We start from the raw sequence: 16,147 nt of genomic DNA, 5'->3' as shown, positions 1-16,147 counted from the left end.
CACATTCATACGTACTATTACCGGCCACGCCAGTTCGGCCGCCAGAGCAGTACGGGGGAAATCAATGCGTCATTTCGGGCACCTTCCGCCTGGCGTACGCGACAGTCTGTTCCATCAGGAGCCGTGCGAGTTCACCACCGCCGCTCCCGCTCGTACGCTCGCGGCCGCGCTGGGCGCGACGCTCTACAGCCCGGCCACCCGTCCGAACCTCGCCGACGACGTGATCAAGCTGGCGGGCAACGGAGTGGTCTCCATGGTCCTCTGCCTGGAGGATTCCATCGACGACGCGGATGTGCCGGCGGCCGAGGACAACCTGGTCCGGCAGTTCGCCGCCCTCGACGAGCGCGGCGCCGAACTCCCGCTCCTCTTCATCCGCGTCCGGGAACCCGGCCAGATCCCCGATCTGGCACAGCGCCTCGGCTCCTCCGTCCGGCATCTGTCCGGATTCGTACTTCCCAAGTTCACGGATGAGCGTGGAGTGCCCTTCCTGGAGGCGCTCACCGACGCCGAGACGGCCACCGGACAGCGGCTCTTCGCGATGCCCGTCCTGGAATCCCCGGAACTCCTCCATCTGGAGACCCGCACCGAGACGCTCGCCGGGATCGCCCGCACCGTCGACAAGTACCGCGAGCGCGTCCTCGCGCTCCGGCTCGGCGTCACCGACTTCTGCTCGGCCTACGGGCTGCGCCGCGCACCCGCCATGACCGCCTACGACGTACAGATCGTCGCCGCCGTCATCGCCGACGTGGTGAACGTCCTCGGAAGGGCCGACGGCACCGGATTCACCGTGACCGGCCCGGTGTGGGAGTACTTCAGGCTCCAGGAGCGCATGTTCAAGCCGCAGCTGCGCCGCAGCCCCTTCATGGAGGGCCGGGCGGAGGAGCTGCGCACCGCGCTGATCGAGCACGACCTGGACGGACTGCTGCGCGAGATCGAGCTGGACCGGGCCAACGGCCTCCAGGGCAAGACCTGCATCCACCCCTCGCATGTCCTGCCCGTACACGCTCTGTCGGTTGTCAGTCACGAGGAGTTCAGCGATGCGCGGGACATCCTTCGCCCGGAGCGGGAAGGAGGCGGAGTGATGCGCTCCGCGTATACGAACAAGATGAACGAAGTGAAGCCGCACCGGGCCTGGGCCGAGCGCACCCTGCTGCGCGCCGAGGTCTTCGGGGTCGCCCGGGAAGAGGTCGGCTTCGTGGAACTGCTCGCGGCCGGGCTCGCCGGCTGAATGACGAGGAAAGAGAACGTCGACGTGGTCTGGTCGGGAACGTGGGTCGCGGAGCGGCTGGGCGTCGGGCTCCGAGGAGACGAGCAGCTGCCCGCCCTGCTGGGACTGGCCCTGCGCCGCAATCCCAAGCGGGCACATCTGCTCGTGTCGAACGTGCTGGGCAAGCATGTGCCGCAGGCGCCCTCCGTCGTGTACGACGCGGGGTACGGCCTCGGTGAGCGGGTGCGCAAGCTCCTGGGCGACGAGGAAGCGGCCCGGGCGGTCGTCCTCGGCTACGCGGAGACGGCGACCGGCCTCGGTCACTCGGTGGCGGACGGAGTCGCTCTGGCGCCGTATCTGCACTCCACCCGGCGCCCGGTCGAGGGTGTGGAGCCCGCCGGAGGCTTCGAGGAGTCCCACTCCCACGCCACCTCGCACCTGCTGCTGCCGGAGGATCCGGACCTGCTGGCGGGCGAGGGACCGCTGATCCTCGTGGACGACGAGTTCTCCACGGGCAACACCGTCCTCAACACCATCCGTGACCTGCACGAACGCTATCCGCGCGACCGCTATGTGATCGTGGCGCTGGTCGACATGCGCACGGAGCAGGACAGGGCCCGGCTGGAGTCCTTCGCGAGGGAGATCGGGGCGCGGGTCGACCTCGTCCCGCTCGCCTCGGGGACGGTGAGCCTGCCGGAGGGCGTGCTGGAGAAGGGGCAGGCCCTGGTCGCGCAGTACGAGGCCCGTACCGGCGAGGCGCCAAAGACTCCCGGGGGGCCGTCCGGTCAGGTGCGGCGCGTCGAGCTGGAGTGGCCGGAGGGCGTGCCCGACGGCGGACGTCACGGCTTCACCCCCGAGCACCGCGACCGGCTGGACGCCGAGGCCCCGGCGATGGCCCACCGCATCGCGCGGGCTCTCGACCTCCCGTCGGCGTCCGAGGCCGGGGCGTCCGAGGCCGCGGATGGCGCCGCCGCACGCCCGCGCCCGCGGGTGCTCGTTCTCGGGTTCGAGGAGCTCATGTACGCGCCCCTGCGTCTCGGCACCGCCCTGGAGCGGATCGCCGACGCCGAGGTGCGCTACTCCACCACCACCCGCTCACCCGTCCTCGCCGTCGACGACCCCGGTTACGCGATCCGCACCCGGCTCGTGTTCCCCGCCCACGACGATCCGGCCGACGGCCCCGGCGAGCGGTACGCCTACAACGTCGCCGGCGGCGGCTTCGACGCCGTCGTCGCGGTCGTGGACTCCGTGGCCGACACCCCCCGGCTGCACGCCCCCGACGGCCTGCTCGCACAGCTGGCCGCCCACACGCCCCACGTCGTGCTGGCCGTCGTGCCCTCGTACACCCCGCACACCTCGTACACCCCGCACACCCCCGGAAGGGTGTCCATGCTGCCCGAGCCCCTGCGCGGACCCGCGTTCTCCTCCTACGCCCCCGACGAGGTCGGCTGGCTGCTCCAGGACCTCTCGGACGCCGCACTGGAGGCGCCGACCGAGGAGCGCGAGGAAGCCATCCAGAGCGGGGGCGCGCACTACGCCGAGTCGCTGCCGGTGGAGTACCAGCCGAGCGCCGAGTACCAGCAGCTCTTCAAAGCCGCGCTGGACACCTCCGCGGCCCGCATCGCCCGCGCCGTCGGCACCGTCACCGAGACCGTCCTCGCCGAGGTCCCCCTGCGCCGCGGCCGGCGCGGGACGGACCCCCACCCGCGCCCGGTCCTGGTGTCGCTGGCCCGCGCCGGCACCCCCGTCGGGGTGCTGATGCGCCGCTGGGCCCGGCACCGGCACGGCATCGACCTGCCGCACTACGCCGTGTCCATCGTGCGGGGCCGCGGCATCGACGCCAACGCCCTGCGCTGGCTCCAGCAGCACCACGACCCCGCCGACGTCGTGTTCGTCGACGGCTGGACCGGCAAGGGCGCGATCACCCGCGAACTGGCCACCGCGGTCGCCGAGTTCGAGGGCTTCGACCCGGAGATCGCCGTACTGGCCGACCCCGGCGGCTGCGTGCGCACCTACGGCACCCGCGAGGACTTCCTCATACCCTCCGCGTGCCTCAACTCCACGGTCTCCGGCCTGATATCGCGTACCGTCCTGCGCTCCGACCTGGTCGGCCCGGACGACTTCCACGGCGCCAAGTTCTACCGCGAGCTCGCGGACGCCGACGTCTCGAACCACTTCCTCGACACCGTGGCCGCCCGCTTCGACGAGGTCGCCGGCGCGGTCGACGCCGAGGCCAAGGAGCTGCTGGCCGCCGACCGCGCCCCGACCTGGGAGGGCTGGGCGGCCGTCGAGCGCATCAGCGAGGAGTACGGCATCCACGACGTGAACCTGGTCAAGCCGGGCGTGGGCGAGACGACCCGCGTGCTGCTGCGTCGCGTCCCCTGGAAGATCCTCGCCAAGCGCGGCGCGGGCGCCGACCTGGACCATGTACGGCTGCTGGCCGAGCACCGCGGCGTACCGGTCGAGGAGGTCGACGAACTGCCGTACAGCTGTGTCGGGTTGATCCACCCCCAGTACACGCGCGGCGCGACCGGCGCCGACGGCAAGGCGGTGACGACGCCGTGAGCGCCGCGCCCACCCTCGTCGCCAGCGACCTCGACCGCACACTCATCTACTCCAGCGCGGCGCTCCAGCTCACGATGCCGGACGCCGACGCCCCCCGGCTGCTCTGCGTGGAGGTGTACGGCGGCAAGCCCCTGTCGTACATCACCGAGACGGCCGCCGGGCTGCTGCCCGAACTCGCCGCGGCCGGCGTCTTCGTGCCGACCACGACCCGTACCCGCGAGCAGTACGGCCGGATCCACCTCCCCGGCCCCACACCGCAGTTCGCCATCTGCGCCAACGGCGGGCACATCCTCGTCGACGGTGTCTCCGACCCCGACTGGCAGCGGCAGGTGGCCGCCCGCCTCGGCGACGAGTGCGCCTCGCTGGACGAGGTCCGCGCCCATCTCGTCGCCGCGTCGGATCCGGCCTGGCTGCTCAAGGAACGCGTCGCCGAGGATCTCTTCGCGTATCTCGTCGTCGAGCGCGCCCTGCTGCCCGACGGCTGGGTCAAGGAGCTCGCCGAATGGGCGGCGCCCCACGGCTGGGCCGTCTCCCTCCAGGGCCGCAAGATCTACGCCGTACCGCAACCGCTCACCAAGAGCGCGGCGGTCCGTGAGGTCGCCCGGCGCACCGGCGCCGAGCAGATCCTCGCCGCCGGGGACTCCCTCCTCGACGCCGACCTGCTGCACGCCGCGGACCGCGGCTGGCGGCCCGGCCACGGCGAACTCGCCGACAGCGGCTGGCGCGCGGCGAACGTCGAGGTGCTGGAGGAGACGGGCGTCGCGGCGGGCGAGGAGATCCTGCGGCGGCTGCTCGGCGCGATCGGCCCGGTGGCGTCGCTGCCGGCGGCCTGACCGGGGCGGGGGAGGTGGTGTTCCGCCGCCCCCGCCGCCCGGTCGGTCAGCGGCGCCGTACCCCGGTGCCCCGCTTGCGCAGGCGTACGCCGATGAAGGCCACCACCCCGAGCGCCGCGGCCACCAGCACGACCGTCGAGTAGGTGGACACATAGCCGGTCACGTCCTGCCAGTTCTCGCCGAGCAGGTAGCCGGCGAGGATGAAGACGGTGTTCCAGATCGCGCTGCCCAGCGTCGTCAGCCCCAGGAACAGCGGCAGCGACATCCGCTCCACGCCGGCCGGAACCGAGATCAGCGACCGGAAGATCGGGATCATCCTTCCGAAGAACACCGCCTTCGCCCCGTGCCGCGCGAACCACGCCTCCGTCCGCTCGATGTCGGCGACCTTCAGCAACGGCAGCTTCGCGGCGATGGCGACCGTACGGTCCCTGCCGAGCAGCGCGCCGACCCCGTACAGCGCGAGCGCCCCGATCACCGAGCCCGCCGTCGTCCACAGAAGGGCCGCGATCAGGTTCATCTGCCCGGTGCTCGCCGCGAAGCCCGCCAGCGGCAGGATCACCTCGCTGGGCAGCGGAGGGAAGAGGTTCTCCAGGGCGATGGCGATGCCCGCCCCCGGGGCGCCCAGGGTGTCCATCAGGCCGTTGACCCAGCCCGGAGCGCTGCTTTCGATCGCGGTTTCCATGCGGGCCACGCTAGGCAGCCGAAGCTGAAGAGAGACTGAAGGCCGCCGCACACCATCCTGCGGTTTTCCGCAGTGTGCGAGCCGTGCCTGACCGGCTAGCGTGACCGATCATGAGGGCGGTGGCGGTACGGGGAGCGCGGTACACGGTGGGGCTGGCCCTCGGGGCCGCGACCGCCGTCGCCGAACTGCTCCTCGCCCTGCCGGCCGGCCTGTCCCTGCTGCTCGTCCTCGCATGGCCGCGCGGCCGCCGCGCCGTGCTGCGACGGCTCGGCGCGATCGCCGCGGGGATCGCGGACACCGAGCGGCGCCGCCTGAGCCGCTTCCTCGGTGTACGGATCTCCGACACCTACGACGACGGGCGCGCCCTGCGCTACGTCGTGGCCCGCTGGCCCCTCGGGCTGCTCGGCGGTCTCGTGCTGTTCTGCATGGCGACCGGCATCCTCTACGTCGGATTCGGTCTGTTCGGCTGGTTCTTCCACGGCATCGAATACCCCTGGGCGGTCGTCGCCACCGGTCTGGCCGGGTTGTTCCTCGTCTTCCTCACCGCCCAGGCCGTCTTCGGCACCGCCCTGCTGGAAGGGCAGCTGGCCGGGCGTCTCCTCGGCCCCAGCCATCAGGACGAGTTGGAGCGGCGCATCACCCAACTCGCCACCAGCCGGGCCGAGATGATGGACGCCGTCCACGACGAGCGCCGTCGCATCGAGCGCGACCTCCACGACGGCGTCCAGCAACGCCTCGTCGCCCTCGGCATGCTCATCGGCCGCGCACGGCGCAGCCGCGACACCGAACGCGCCGGCCAACTCCTGCTCCAGGCCCACGAGGAGAGCCGTCGCGCCCTGGCCGAGCTGCGCGAGGTCGCCTGGCGCATCTACCCGACCGTGCTGGACGAAGCCGGACTGCGCGCCGCCCTGGAGACCGTCGCGGAACGCACCCCGCTGCCCGTGCACCTGGACTACACCGTCGACGAACCTCCCGGCCGCCAGGTCCAGACCGTCGCCTACTTCGTCGTCTCCGAAGCCGTCACCAACGTGGTCAAGCACTCCGGCGCCACGCGTATCGCCGTCACCCTGCGACGTGAGCCCGGCGCCCGGACGCTGCGGCTGCGCGTCGAGGACGACGGCTCGGGCGGCGCCGACCCGACGGGCGGCGGACTGCTCGGCCTCGCGGGCCGGGTCGCCGCGCTCGACGGCCGGTTCGCGGTGCACAGCCCGGCCGGAGGACCCACCGAGATCACCGCGGAGCTGCCGTGCGCGTAATCCTGGCCGAGGACTCGACCCTGCTGAGGGAGGGACTCGTACGCCTGCTCGCGGAGGAGGGCCACGAGGTCCTCGCGGCGGTCGGCGACGCGGAACAACTGCTCGCGGCCGTCGAGGCGCACACGCCGGACGTGGTCGTCGCGGACGTCCGGATGCCGCCGACCCACACCGACGAGGGCCTGCGCGCCGCCCTGGAGATCCGCCGACGGCGGCCGGAGGTGGGTGTTCTGGTGCTGTCGCAGTCCGTGGAGAAGCGGTACGCGACCGAGCTGCTGACCCCGGACCCGGAGAGCCCTCAGGGCGTGGGTCAGGGAGCGGGCCACCGGGCCGGGCACCAGGGCGCGAGCGATCGGGGCGTGGGCCATCGGGGCGTGGGCCATCAGGGCGCGGGTCAGGGCGCGGGCCATCAGGGTGTCGGCTACCTCCTCAAGGACCGGGTGGTCCAAGTGGACGAGTTCCTGGACGCGTTGGAGCGGGTGGGCCGGGGGCGGGCGGCCTTCGACCCCGAGGTGGTCCGCCAGCTCCTGGCCCGCAGCAGCCGTACGGACCCGCTGTCCCGGCTGACGGCGAGGGAGCGTGACGTGCTGGGGGAGATGGCGCAGGGGCACACCAACGCGTCGATCGCCGCGCATCTCCATGTCTCGCAGAGCGCGGTGGAGAAACACATCAACGCGATCTTCGACAAGCTCGGCCTGACGGGCACGACGGGCTACTCACGTCGGGTGCTGGCGGTGCTGAGGTATCTGGGTTCGTGAGGTGGGGTGCTGAGGCATCGGGGTTCGTGAGGTGCGGGGTGGTGGGCGTCGTCCCGGTTCATGCGGTGCGCCGAGTGCTCAGGACGTGCCGGGCGCCCGCGGGGTGTGGTCCGCGGGCGCGTCCGGGTGGTCGTCCGTCAGCCGCAGCAACCGCCACCGCAGCAGCCGCCACCCCCGCCACCGCTGGGAGCGGGCGCGGGTGACGAGGACTTCGTACCGCCGACGGCGACGGTGGACAGCAGCTTCACGGTGTCCTCGTGGCCGGCCGGGCAACTCGCCGGATCGGCGGACCGGGCCATCGGCCGGCTGACCTCGAAGGTGTCGCCGCAGCTGCGGCAGCGGTATTCGTAACGGGGCATGGCCTCAGGCTACGCGGTCGGCCGCGGGCCCGGCGGGTCCCGCCGGGACTCGGAGGCTCCGGGGGCTCCGGGGGCTCCGGGGGCGGAGTCCTGGGCGCCGCCGTGCGTACCGGTGGTGCCGGGAGTGCGGGTGGTTCCGGGTGTACCGGTGGTGGCGGTGGTGGCCGGTCCCTGACGGGTGCCGGTGGTGGCCGGTCCCTGACGGGTGCCGGTGGCGAGGCCGGCCGGCTCCCGCTCCGTCCCCTTCCCCTGCACCGCCCTCGCTTCGGCCCGGCGACCGGCGTGGAGTTCCCGCGCGGCCTCTTCGGGATGCCGCGCGCGCCAGTACGGGTTGTCGTGCGGCAACGTCGAGCTGACCCTGCCGTACATCCCGAACGTCATCAGCATCAGCCCCACCACAAAGCTGAACAGCACGTTCTGGATCTCGAAGGCGAGTGGGTTGAAGTCGGTGTCCAGCAGGGCGAGATTGATGAAGCCGCTCGCGACGAAGAGGACGCCGAGGACCATGTTCAGCGTCGAGGCGACATTGCCGCCGATGACCATGCCGACGAGGAGCAGCGCTCCCACGCAGATGGAGAGGACGCTCAGCGCGCCGTTCGTGCTCAGACCGGCGACCTTGTCACCGTCGGTGTCGAAGAAGCCGATCTTGTCGATCAGCCCGAGGATGCCGAAGGCGATCAGGATCAGCCCCATCAGTCCGGCACCGACGCGGTAGACGCGGCTGAGGCGGTGGTCGACAGGAAGGTGATCGTCGAACCGGAGGTGCTTGCCTCCGGACGTGTTCCGGCTTCTGCCGTGCAGCACGTGAGCGGCCATGTCCGGCCTCCTTGAGGACGTACGCGTTCTTCCAGCATCCGCCTGCGACCGGAGGGCTTCAACTCAGTGGGCCGGGGGCGCGTGGGTGCGGCCGGGGGCGGGGGCGCCTGGGGCTGGTGGGTGGGGCCGGGTGCCAGCGGGGGCCCACTGGGCCGGTCGGGGGGCGGTACGGAGGGCGGGCCGGTGGGGCCGGGTGCCAGCGGGGGCCCACTGGGCCGGTCGGGGGGCGGTACGGAGGGCGGGCGCGGCCCGGCGGGCACAGGGAACGCCTCGGGGCCCGGCGGAGGTGCAGGGCCCGATCCGCCGGTCAGCCGCTGTGGGCGCCCCGGTCCTCCCGGATCTGGTCGACCACGCGGGCCGCCGTACGCCGTACGGCTTCCGTCTCCATCAGAAAGTGCCAGTAGTCGGGGTGACGCCCTTCGAGGCCGGTGACGGCACGGTCCAGCCGGGCGACCGCGTCGTCCAGCGGCCGGGCATGACGGGGATCGGGCGTGTTGCGCCCGGCCATCGCGAGCCGCTGGGCATCGCGAATGGCGAAGCGCGTGCGGTCGATCTCGTGCTGCGGGTCCTTGGACACGGCGTTCAGCCGCTGGAGCCGGTCACCGGCGGCCGAGACCGCCTCGTCGGTGCTGTTCAGGAGGGCGCGGACCGTGCTGAGGAGGGCGGTCGCGTCCGGCCAGCGCTGCTCCTCGCGTGCCTTCGCCGCCTCGCGGAGCCTCTCCTCGGCCTGCCGCACACTGTTCGCGGCCTGGTCGGGCACCGGCTGGAGGTCCTGCCAGCAGGCGGCGGAGAAACGGCGCCGCAGCTCGCTGAGGACGGGGTCGACGGTGCCGGCACGGGTGGTGAGGGCCTGGGCGCGCGTACGCAGTGACACCAGGCGCTTGTCGATCTCCGCGGCGAGCTCGGGCAGCCGCTCGGCCTCGGCCCGTACGGCCTCGGCGTCGCGCATCACCCGGTCGGCGCGCTGGAGGGTCTCGGCGACGCCGTGGCGCCCGGCACCCTGGTTGAGCATGGTCAGCTCGGGGGCGAGGGCGGCGAGCCGGGCGGCCAGATCCTCCGCTCGCAGACCGGAGCCGCGCACCGAATCGAGAGCATTGCTCGCAGAAAGGAGCGCCTGTCGCGCGCGCTCCACGGCGGGGGCGAGCCGGGCCAGCTGTGTCTCGGCCTTGTCGAGCAGCGGCCCGAGCCCCGCGGCGAACCGGTCGAGTTCGCCCTTGACCCGTACCAGCTCGTCCTTCGCACGGTTCAGCTCCCCGCGCGCCTGCGAGGCGACGGAGGGTTCGAGATCGTCGCGATCGAGGTCATGGGCGTCGACGGCGGTGATGTAGAGCTGGCTCACCTCATCGATACGCCGCCCGAGGGCGGCGAAGTCGTCCACCGTCCGACGGGCCCCGGGCGAACTGTCCACGGCCGTGATCGTCTCGATGGAGATCCGCAGATCGCGCTGCGCGGTGTCCAGCTCGTAGAAGGCGGCGGCTGCGGCGTCCTTCGCGGCCTGCGCGTCGGCCCGCTGACTCTCCCCGCGCCCGCCGAACCAGCGCCGCGTACCCCCGCCGGCGAACGATCCCGACATCACACCCGACAGCGCCACGGCCACCATCGGCACAGGCAGCAGCACCAGGGCGAGGACATCCCGGACGGCACTCGCTTTCGCTCTTTCGTGCGGCTGCGCGTGTGTCGCCGTCACATCCCTCTCCCGTGCCGTGTCGCCGTACCCGGTTCATTCTCCCACCAGGTAGTGACGAACACACGGGTCGGTTAGTTCGCGCTTCGCACCGTCACTTTGCCGTTGTCGCTGCGAGCCTTCACGACATGGGAGCTGCCGGCGTCGGTGGGCACGTCCACATCGACCCCGCCGTTGTCGCTCTTGGCGGTCACGGCGTACGGCGCCCCGGAGCGCGGCAGCTCGATGACGACCCGCCCGTTGTCACTGACGGTCTCCACGGTGTCCGGCACGGCGGCGAGCCCGAGCTCCACCCCTCCGTTCTCCGACCGCGCCTTCACGGTCCGCGCGGTGACGCCCTGCGCGACGACCTTGCCGTTGTCGCTCACGAGATCCAGCGCCCCACTGGAGTCCCGCACCTCGACGGCCCCGTTGTCGGACCGGATGGTGAGCGGCGTACGGAACCCGCCGGCGCGGACACCCCCGTTGTCGTCCTCCACGGTCACCGCGACATCCCGCGGCACCTTCACGGTGTGCCGGGCCTCGCAGTCACTCGCGACGGCAGCGCACTTGACCCGCAGGGTGAGCCTGTCCCCCTTCATCTTCCACGTCGCCTCGGGCCCGCTCCCGAGGAAGACCCACCCGTCGACCTGCCGGGTCACCTCGACGTCCTTCACATCGGCGGCGACGAGGTCGATACGGGAGTCGTCGCTGTCGACGGTGAGGGTCTTCCCGGCGAGGGGAAACTTCTTGCTCTCGACGGGAGCATCCTCGGCCTCGGCACCCCCACACCCCGCCAGCACGACGACCAACCCGGCGACCCCACCCCCGACGACGGCGGCCCGGAGACGACGCCGCGCGGAGGCGCGAGCGGTGGTGACGCGGGTACCGGTGTGAGCGGCCATGGTGATCATTCCCCCTGTGGATGCGGTGCGGTGCGGTGCGTGCGATGCGTGTCGTGCGGCGCGGTGCGCTCGACTGCGCGCCGCCGACGCGCTCTCACGGTAGGAGCGAGGGGGCGACGCGTACGATCCGGCCGACCACCGGGTCGGGGGTGGGGGTAGCCCCCGTGGGCGGGCCGGCGAGGGCCCGTGGCGCGGGGCGGAGGTGGTGCCGGGCGGAGGCGGTGCCGGGCGGGAAACGGGTTTGCGGGGCGGGCCAGTGGGCCATGTACCCTGTTCACTCATCCACGGGTGCGTAGCTCAGGGGTAGAGCGCTGCTCTTACAAAGCAGATGTCGGCGGTTCGAAACCGTCCGCGCCCACCAGCAGGAAGCACGATAAAGGCCCAGGTCACCGGTACTGAACCGGGAGCCTGGGCCTTCCTCGTTCCTCAGCCGCGAGGGCGGAGGCCGGGCGTCATGCCAGATCGAGTCCACATCAACCGTCCCGGGGATGCCCGTGCGACGTGCACGCCTGGGAGGCGGGATCTCTAGGGCACAGCGGCAAAGACATACCGCGGGATGAAGAAGCGGGCACCATGACTGAGACTGAGTCGCTGCGGCTCGACGTAGCCATGGGCCCGCGGAGGCAGTGAGTAGAGATCTTCTCTACGGGTTCAAGGCCGGCGCACGGCGCGGGCGCGGGCTGCCCAGAGGTCCGGCGTGCTTCATGTCTCTCCGCCCCGGCTGGCCGGGCTCGCCGCCCCGCTGTGTGCATGCGGGCGAACGTCGGGGAACACCCGCTGTGGCTGGGGCGGTCGGCTCTGCGGCTTTCGGCAGCCGCCATTGGCGAGCCTCGAAGATCGGGGCCCACATCGGGCTTCAGCAGACAGGTCCACAGACTGCCCGAGGCGCTGAACGCCTATGGGCTCTGACCTCTCGCCCCGTGGCAGCTCCTGGCCAAAGCAGCTCTGCCACTCACGACGTGGAAGGCAACAGGTCGGACCCCAGCGCATCCGATGCCGCATACAGAAAATCAAGGTAGCTGTTGTATGCAGCGTTGCGTGCGGGTTCGAAAGAAGCTGCATGCTCCTCTGCGGGCTCGCCATTCTGAACAGCTGCACTGGAGTCACGCACAAGGCTGATCAGGTCAACAAGCCTCGACGAAGCAGTAACTGATGCATGCGTAACTTCGCGAGGGCCCTCGACATAGACGACCGCTTGCACGGGCCCCATGGCTGCCGACATGTCTATGGCTTCGCTACGGGTAGCGGCCGCCGACACCAACAAGCCTTCAGCGACCTGGGTACCGGGATGTCGGTCAGCTACATACAGGTCGCTCCAGGACTGCTCGATGAGGTTGAACCGCTTCTTCCAGCACTCGGCGTAGGCGACATACGCGCTCTTCCGAGGTTCCCGAAGTGCTCGTAGATGCTCGGCGTGGAGCTGCATACGCGCCTGTGAGCGCGTGAGCAACGCCGCTGTAACAGCTGCCCCTCCAGTCCCTATAGCGCCCACACTTGCCCCCAACACGGCTGCCAACCCTGCGTCCATATATGAAGTCTGGCGCGACGTGATCTTCTGCACAACGGATTGGACATACTGCAACCACGGTGCTGCGCCGCCGCATATTGGCCCCGCCGATGGCTCCCATCAAGAGGGTCAGCCGGGCCACAGCGTGCCAGATGGAGCGGGGGACTCACGGGGAACGGCGGCTGCCAGCCGGGGCTCTGGGACGCCATGGACACAAAGCCAGCGTTGCCCAGGTCAGCACCTGGGCGGTTCCCACCGTCCGTGAACAGCTCAGCTTCGACGCGCTTTATGCGGCCTCGAACCAGACGTCGACGACGGTGAACAGGAGCAACAACGGGAGGCTGGCCGCAGCCGCGTCGTCGAGGGTGCGACCCGGGGTGGCAGAGGTCCGGGTGAACTTACAAGACAGGTGTCGGCGCTGCCCCGTGCAGGATGGAGCAGATAGCCACCGTCAACTGGCGTGCGCGGCAGTACCGGGAAGCACGGGAAGGCTGTGGCACCGTGTCCGGAGCCCTGTCCGGTCTGCCGGCACCACCTGTTCACGGAGGAGCCGGAAAGCGGTACAGACCGACCTCTGGGTCCGGCGGGCCGTCCATGCCTAGATCTCGACGCATGGTCTCGCGGAGGTTGGCGTTCGTGCGCCAGAGCTCTGCCCTGGAACGCAGGTAGGCATCGTTCCTCACGTCAGGGATTTCGATGAGCACGTCTCTCATGGCCGTAAGCGCATCGCAGGTGCTCACCGCCAATTGAATAATCTCGGCCGGCGCAGTCAACGACAGGCTTTGACGGAGTCTCCACACGCCTGAGCCATCTAGCGCCTGGTGGAGGAGGCCGTAACGGACCTCAGTCGACGACGCATCACCTTGGAGGATCACGGACCTCATGTCCGAGTGACTCTGGCTGAGAGCCATGAGGAACTCGGAGTAAACGCCTCTGCGGGTCTGCGCGGTCTCCTTCTCGTTGTCACGACGCCACCGGATCCGTTCAGCGATCAATGCAGAACTCACACCGACGATGGCACCGGCCAAGGTGCTCAACGGAGATATCCAATCCACCCCCAGAAACTAGCCCAGTTGGCCGGCCTGCCGACGGGGTCGTGCCAGATCCGTGCCAGAGTGACCGGTACATGGCTTCCTTTCGGCTGCCTGGTTCGGCTTCTCTTTCTCAGCGCAGTTGCTCGGCCAGTCCGACGATGATGCCCTCCGGGCCGCGGAGGTAGCAGAGCACATAGCTGTCCTCGAACCGGGCGATCTCGCCGACGAGTTCGGCGCCGTGGGGGCGCAGGCGGGCAACGGTGTCCTCGAGATCGTCGACGGCGAACATGACGCGGTGCGTGCCCAGAATGTTGTGCGGCCGGTTGCGCGGTCCGTCGCTGATCACGGCGGGGCTGCGGTACTTCGCCAGCTCGAGCCGGCTGTGACCGTCGGGGGTCCGGACCATCGCGATGTCACAGTGGACGCCGTCAAGTCCGGTGCACTGGTCGGCGACGCGGCCCTCGACCTCCGCCCTGCCCTCCAGCTCCATACCGAGTTCCACGAAGAACGCGATGGCGGCATCCATGTCCTCGACGACGATGCCGACGTTGTCCATCCGCTGAATCGCCATGCTGGATTCTCCTTCCTCGTGCGGCCGGTGATGGCCGCTGATGTCCCTGGGACGGAGCTGGTGGCACGTTCTCGACATCCGCGGACCGCAGGACTCCGAAATTCTGGGCAGCGCCTCAGGTGGGATCCGTCCCTGGGTGCCAATCCGCCGCCAGCACGGTGAGAGCGGCTCCCATGAAGGCCCGCTTGGTTGCTGTGCTGTGCGAGGTACAGACCAGAGCAAGCGTGCTCGGCCTCCAGTGCCGCTGACATGCCAGAGGGCGCGTCGGGGTCCCCGGGGAGCGGCCGGCCGAACTCGGCGGATCGGCTCATCGATGTGAGCGGCCGTGTTCTGGTCCCGGGCCGATGCGTCCGGTTATGTTCCGGATGCGTCCTCCCCGCTAGCATCGACACACATGACAGCAGAGTCGCCGGCCCAGACCGTGCAACGCTTGTTCCCGCTGCTAGGCGAGGGGAAGACAGACGAGGCGGCGGCGCTGTTCGCCGACTCGGTGTCGTTCTCGATCCCGCATCCGCCGGGCATTCCCTGGGTGCCGGAGGTCGACTCGGCGGAAGGTATGCGGACCTTCTTCGAGCTCTTGCAGACCCATGTACAGCCCAAGGAGTTCGACCTTCTCCACGTCATCTCTCAGGGCGACGACGTGGTGTTCATCGGGCACATGGTCTCCGAGGTCAAGAAGACGGGCCGGGACATCGACACCGGGTTCGCCCTGCACACCACGGTCCAGGACGGGCGGATCACCCGCTACCACCTCTACGAGGACACCTACGCCGTCGCGAAGGCCTACTTCGGCGACTGATCGTCCGGCGGTGATGCCCGGACGAACCGCATGACCGACCGGGCAGCCGAGGCGGCGAATATCACGTGACGTGCCCCCGATCGCTCGCCCCATGGCAGCTCCCGCCCGAAGTCTCTTCCAGACCTCATGTGATCTCCGCCCATGGGCCCTCGGTCTCGTTTTTCGGAACCCAGAGCAGCGGTTGGCTCGCGCGGCAGTGCTCGTTCACTCCGTCGTCCCAGGGGAACCGTCCTGCCTTGTCCGGCCAAAAGAGCTGCGCGATCGGCAGGGGAGGGCTCTGGTAGAAGTCGATACCTGCACCGAAGAAGTCGTGGTACCAGCTTGGGTCCACGGGCCGGATGACCACGTCGTGGCCGTTCAGGACGTCTCCCCGGCGCTGGTCGAGCGCGAGAGGATCGCCGTCCCGGACAGCTGCCCCGGCGGCGTTCACCACGCGCATCGCAGTCTGCGAGGGAAGGCCGAACACGCCTATTTCGGGGCTGCGCAGTGTGTGCCAGAGGCCGATGGAGTAGCCCCAGTCACCAGGAGAGTCACCGCCGGCCACACCCATGACGTGCCAACCGTAGTCGGCGACGTTCTTCGCGATATGGCGATCGCGTACCTCCGACACGGGGCCGCCCCATTCGGTCGGGGCACACAGGAGGCAGAAGCAAGGGGACTCGTCCATCCGAGGAGACTAAGCCGCACGCCGCCGATGGGTGTCCCTGGGGCGCCCCCCTGGCCGAAGTCGGGGATCGGTGGTCGGGAGCCGGCGTGGCGGCGATGCGTTGGGCGATCGTGTGAGCCGTCCGGGCCCTGTGCCGTGGAGGGGCGATGGACAGGCCTTGCGACGGCAGGTACGCCATGGGGCCGAGTAGCCGAAGAACAGGGGGTGTTGCATGCGCTCACGCGCCGGTTGGGACGATGGCCGGTACGCCACGACGTCCCACCTCCCGCCCGCGCACCACGCCGGCGCTCAGTGCACCGCCACCTCGCCCGCGTGCACGGCCCGCAGCGCCCGCTCCACCGTTTCCTGGTTCTCGCCGACCGGGGCCACGTAGTCGAGGACACCACGTGCCACGTCCTCCCCGACCGTTCGCGTCATCACCCACGTCGCAAGATACTGGGACGCCAGGCAGCCGCCCGCCGTGGCGATGTTCCCCTCGGAGTGGAACGGCGTGTCCAGCACGGTGACGTCGAGGGCCTCGACAAAGGG

At 70.4% G+C, this 16,147-nt stretch carries 15 protein-coding genes, 1 tRNA gene and 1 pseudogene; 7 read left to right on the top strand and 10 right to left on the bottom strand.

Features of this window, described 5'->3' with window-relative positions; translation table 11 throughout:
• The first annotated feature begins 64 nt into the window (after positions 1–64).
• Genes ACFWU3_RS10860 through ACFWU3_RS10850 form a run of 3 tightly spaced genes read left to right on the top strand, consistent with a single transcriptional unit; the run spans position 65 to position 4,605 of the window.
• Positions 65–1,228, top strand: coding sequence for an HpcH/HpaI aldolase/citrate lyase family protein (locus ACFWU3_RS10860; protein ID WP_384434356.1), 1,164 nt, complete (start codon positions 65–67; stop codon positions 1,226–1,228).
• Entirely contained in the window at positions 1,229–3,772 is a 2,544-nt protein-coding gene (locus ACFWU3_RS10855; RefSeq protein WP_384434353.1) for a phosphoribosyltransferase, read from the top strand.
• Positions 3,769–4,605, top strand: a complete 837-nt coding sequence (locus ACFWU3_RS10850; protein ID WP_384434350.1) for an HAD family hydrolase — start codon at positions 3,769–3,771, stop codon at positions 4,603–4,605. Before ACFWU3_RS10855 ends, ACFWU3_RS10850 begins: the two co-directional genes overlap by 4 nt.
• A 46-nt stretch (positions 4,606–4,651) precedes the next feature.
• Here ACFWU3_RS10850 and ACFWU3_RS10845 read toward each other — a convergent pair whose 3' ends face one another.
• Positions 4,652–5,287 (bottom strand): DedA family protein, encoded by a 636-nt coding sequence (locus ACFWU3_RS10845; RefSeq protein ID WP_384434347.1) that lies wholly within the window; start codon positions 5,285–5,287, stop codon positions 4,652–4,654.
• Positions 5,288–5,397: 110 nt separating this feature from the next.
• Between ACFWU3_RS10845 and ACFWU3_RS10840 the strand changes: the two genes are divergently transcribed.
• Positions 5,398–6,543 (top strand): sensor histidine kinase, encoded by a 1,146-nt coding sequence (locus ACFWU3_RS10840; protein WP_384434344.1) that lies wholly within the window; start codon positions 5,398–5,400, stop codon positions 6,541–6,543.
• The gene (locus ACFWU3_RS10835) at positions 6,534–7,298 is read left to right on the top strand and encodes a response regulator (protein ID WP_384434340.1); all 765 of its coding nucleotides are present in this window, start codon (positions 6,534–6,536) and stop codon (positions 7,296–7,298) included. The genes ACFWU3_RS10840 and ACFWU3_RS10835 overlap by 10 nt, the downstream gene beginning before the upstream one ends.
• A gap of 137 nt (positions 7,299–7,435) precedes the next feature.
• On the opposite strand, the gene ACFWU3_RS10830 is transcribed toward ACFWU3_RS10835, so the two are convergent.
• The 4 genes from ACFWU3_RS10830 to ACFWU3_RS10815 all read right to left on the bottom strand — a co-directional run bounded on the left by ACFWU3_RS10830 (position 7,436) and on the right by ACFWU3_RS10815 (position 11,041).
• A complete protein-coding gene (locus ACFWU3_RS10830; protein ID WP_384434337.1) occupies positions 7,436–7,657 on the bottom strand; it encodes a zinc ribbon domain-containing protein in 222 nt (73 codons plus the stop codon).
• A gap of 9 nt (positions 7,658–7,666) precedes the next feature.
• On the bottom strand, positions 7,667–8,473 hold the full coding sequence (locus ACFWU3_RS10825) for a DUF4383 domain-containing protein (protein ID WP_384434334.1): 807 nt from the start codon (positions 8,471–8,473) through the stop codon (positions 7,667–7,669).
• Between the two features lie 307 nt (positions 8,474–8,780).
• Positions 8,781–10,160, bottom strand: a complete 1,380-nt coding sequence (locus tag ACFWU3_RS10820; protein WP_384434331.1) for a hypothetical protein — start codon at positions 10,158–10,160, stop codon at positions 8,781–8,783.
• A gap of 71 nt (positions 10,161–10,231) precedes the next feature.
• Positions 10,232–11,041 carry a DUF4097 family beta strand repeat-containing protein gene (locus ACFWU3_RS10815; protein WP_384434328.1) on the bottom strand — a complete coding sequence of 270 codons (810 nt, stop codon included), beginning with the start codon at positions 11,039–11,041 and terminating at the stop codon, positions 10,232–10,234.
• 286 nt (positions 11,042–11,327) lie between these two features.
• Here ACFWU3_RS10815 and ACFWU3_RS10810 point away from each other — a divergent pair.
• A tRNA-Val gene (locus tag ACFWU3_RS10810) sits at positions 11,328–11,402 on the top strand.
• Positions 11,403–11,993: 591 nt separating this feature from the next.
• On the opposite strand, the gene ACFWU3_RS10805 is transcribed toward ACFWU3_RS10810, so the two are convergent.
• From ACFWU3_RS10805 to ACFWU3_RS10795, 3 genes are all read right to left on the bottom strand, one after another.
• Complete coding sequence (locus ACFWU3_RS10805; protein ID WP_384434325.1) at positions 11,994–12,467, bottom strand: hypothetical protein; 474 nt, start codon at positions 12,465–12,467, stop codon at positions 11,994–11,996.
• Between the two features lie 620 nt (positions 12,468–13,087).
• The gene (locus tag ACFWU3_RS10800) at positions 13,088–13,585 is read right to left on the bottom strand and encodes a hypothetical protein (protein ID WP_384434322.1); all 498 of its coding nucleotides are present in this window, start codon (positions 13,583–13,585) and stop codon (positions 13,088–13,090) included.
• 127 nt (positions 13,586–13,712) lie between these two features.
• Positions 13,713–14,153, bottom strand: coding sequence for a VOC family protein (locus ACFWU3_RS10795; protein ID WP_384434320.1), 441 nt, complete (start codon positions 14,151–14,153; stop codon positions 13,713–13,715).
• 394 nt (positions 14,154–14,547) lie between these two features.
• Between ACFWU3_RS10795 and ACFWU3_RS10790 the strand changes: the two genes are divergently transcribed.
• On the top strand, positions 14,548–14,952 hold the full coding sequence (locus ACFWU3_RS10790) for a nuclear transport factor 2 family protein (RefSeq protein ID WP_384434317.1): 405 nt from the start codon (positions 14,548–14,550) through the stop codon (positions 14,950–14,952).
• Positions 14,953–15,076: 124 nt separating this feature from the next.
• On the opposite strand, the gene ACFWU3_RS10785 is transcribed toward ACFWU3_RS10790, so the two are convergent.
• A complete protein-coding gene (locus ACFWU3_RS10785; protein ID WP_384434315.1) occupies positions 15,077–15,619 on the bottom strand; it encodes a DUF4262 domain-containing protein in 543 nt (180 codons plus the stop codon).
• A gap of 288 nt (positions 15,620–15,907) precedes the next feature.
• Positions 15,908–16,147: pseudogene (locus ACFWU3_RS10780) on the bottom strand (AraC family transcriptional regulator); the annotation flags it as partial.

The organism is Streptomyces sp. NPDC058685 (assembly GCF_042714725.1).
Taxonomy (GTDB): Bacteria; Actinomycetota; Actinomycetes; order Streptomycetales; family Streptomycetaceae; genus Streptomyces.
Note: the sequence above shows the minus strand (reverse complement) of the source record. Positions and strands in the feature narration are given on the sequence as shown.

What these genes read in the sequence shown, in the direction of transcription:
- ACFWU3_RS10860 (WP_384434356.1), top strand. Translation starts at nt 65, where the DNA reads ATGCGTCATTTCGGGCACCTTCCGCCTGGCGTACGCGACAGTCTGTTC.
- ACFWU3_RS10855 (WP_384434353.1), top strand. Translation starts at nt 1,229, where the DNA reads ATGACGAGGAAAGAGAACGTCGACGTGGTCTGGTCGGGAACGTGGGTC.
- ACFWU3_RS10845 (WP_384434347.1), bottom strand. Translation starts at nt 5,287, where the DNA reads ATGGAAACCGCGATCGAAAGCAGCGCTCCGGGCTGGGTCAACGGCCTG.
- ACFWU3_RS10840 (WP_384434344.1), top strand. Translation starts at nt 5,398, where the DNA reads ATGAGGGCGGTGGCGGTACGGGGAGCGCGGTACACGGTGGGGCTGGCC.
- ACFWU3_RS10830 (WP_384434337.1), bottom strand. Translation starts at nt 7,657, where the DNA reads ATGCCCCGTTACGAATACCGCTGCCGCAGCTGCGGCGACACCTTCGAG.
- ACFWU3_RS10825 (WP_384434334.1), bottom strand. Translation starts at nt 8,473, where the DNA reads ATGGCCGCTCACGTGCTGCACGGCAGAAGCCGGAACACGTCCGGAGGC.
- ACFWU3_RS10815 (WP_384434328.1), bottom strand. Translation starts at nt 11,041, where the DNA reads ATGGCCGCTCACACCGGTACCCGCGTCACCACCGCTCGCGCCTCCGCG.
- ACFWU3_RS10805 (WP_384434325.1), bottom strand. Translation starts at nt 12,467, where the DNA reads ATGCAGCTCCACGCCGAGCATCTACGAGCACTTCGGGAACCTCGGAAG.
- ACFWU3_RS10795 (WP_384434320.1), bottom strand. Translation starts at nt 14,153, where the DNA reads ATGGCGATTCAGCGGATGGACAACGTCGGCATCGTCGTCGAGGACATG.
- ACFWU3_RS10790 (WP_384434317.1), top strand. Translation starts at nt 14,548, where the DNA reads ATGACAGCAGAGTCGCCGGCCCAGACCGTGCAACGCTTGTTCCCGCTG.
- ACFWU3_RS10785 (WP_384434315.1), bottom strand. Translation starts at nt 15,619, where the DNA reads ATGGACGAGTCCCCTTGCTTCTGCCTCCTGTGTGCCCCGACCGAATGG.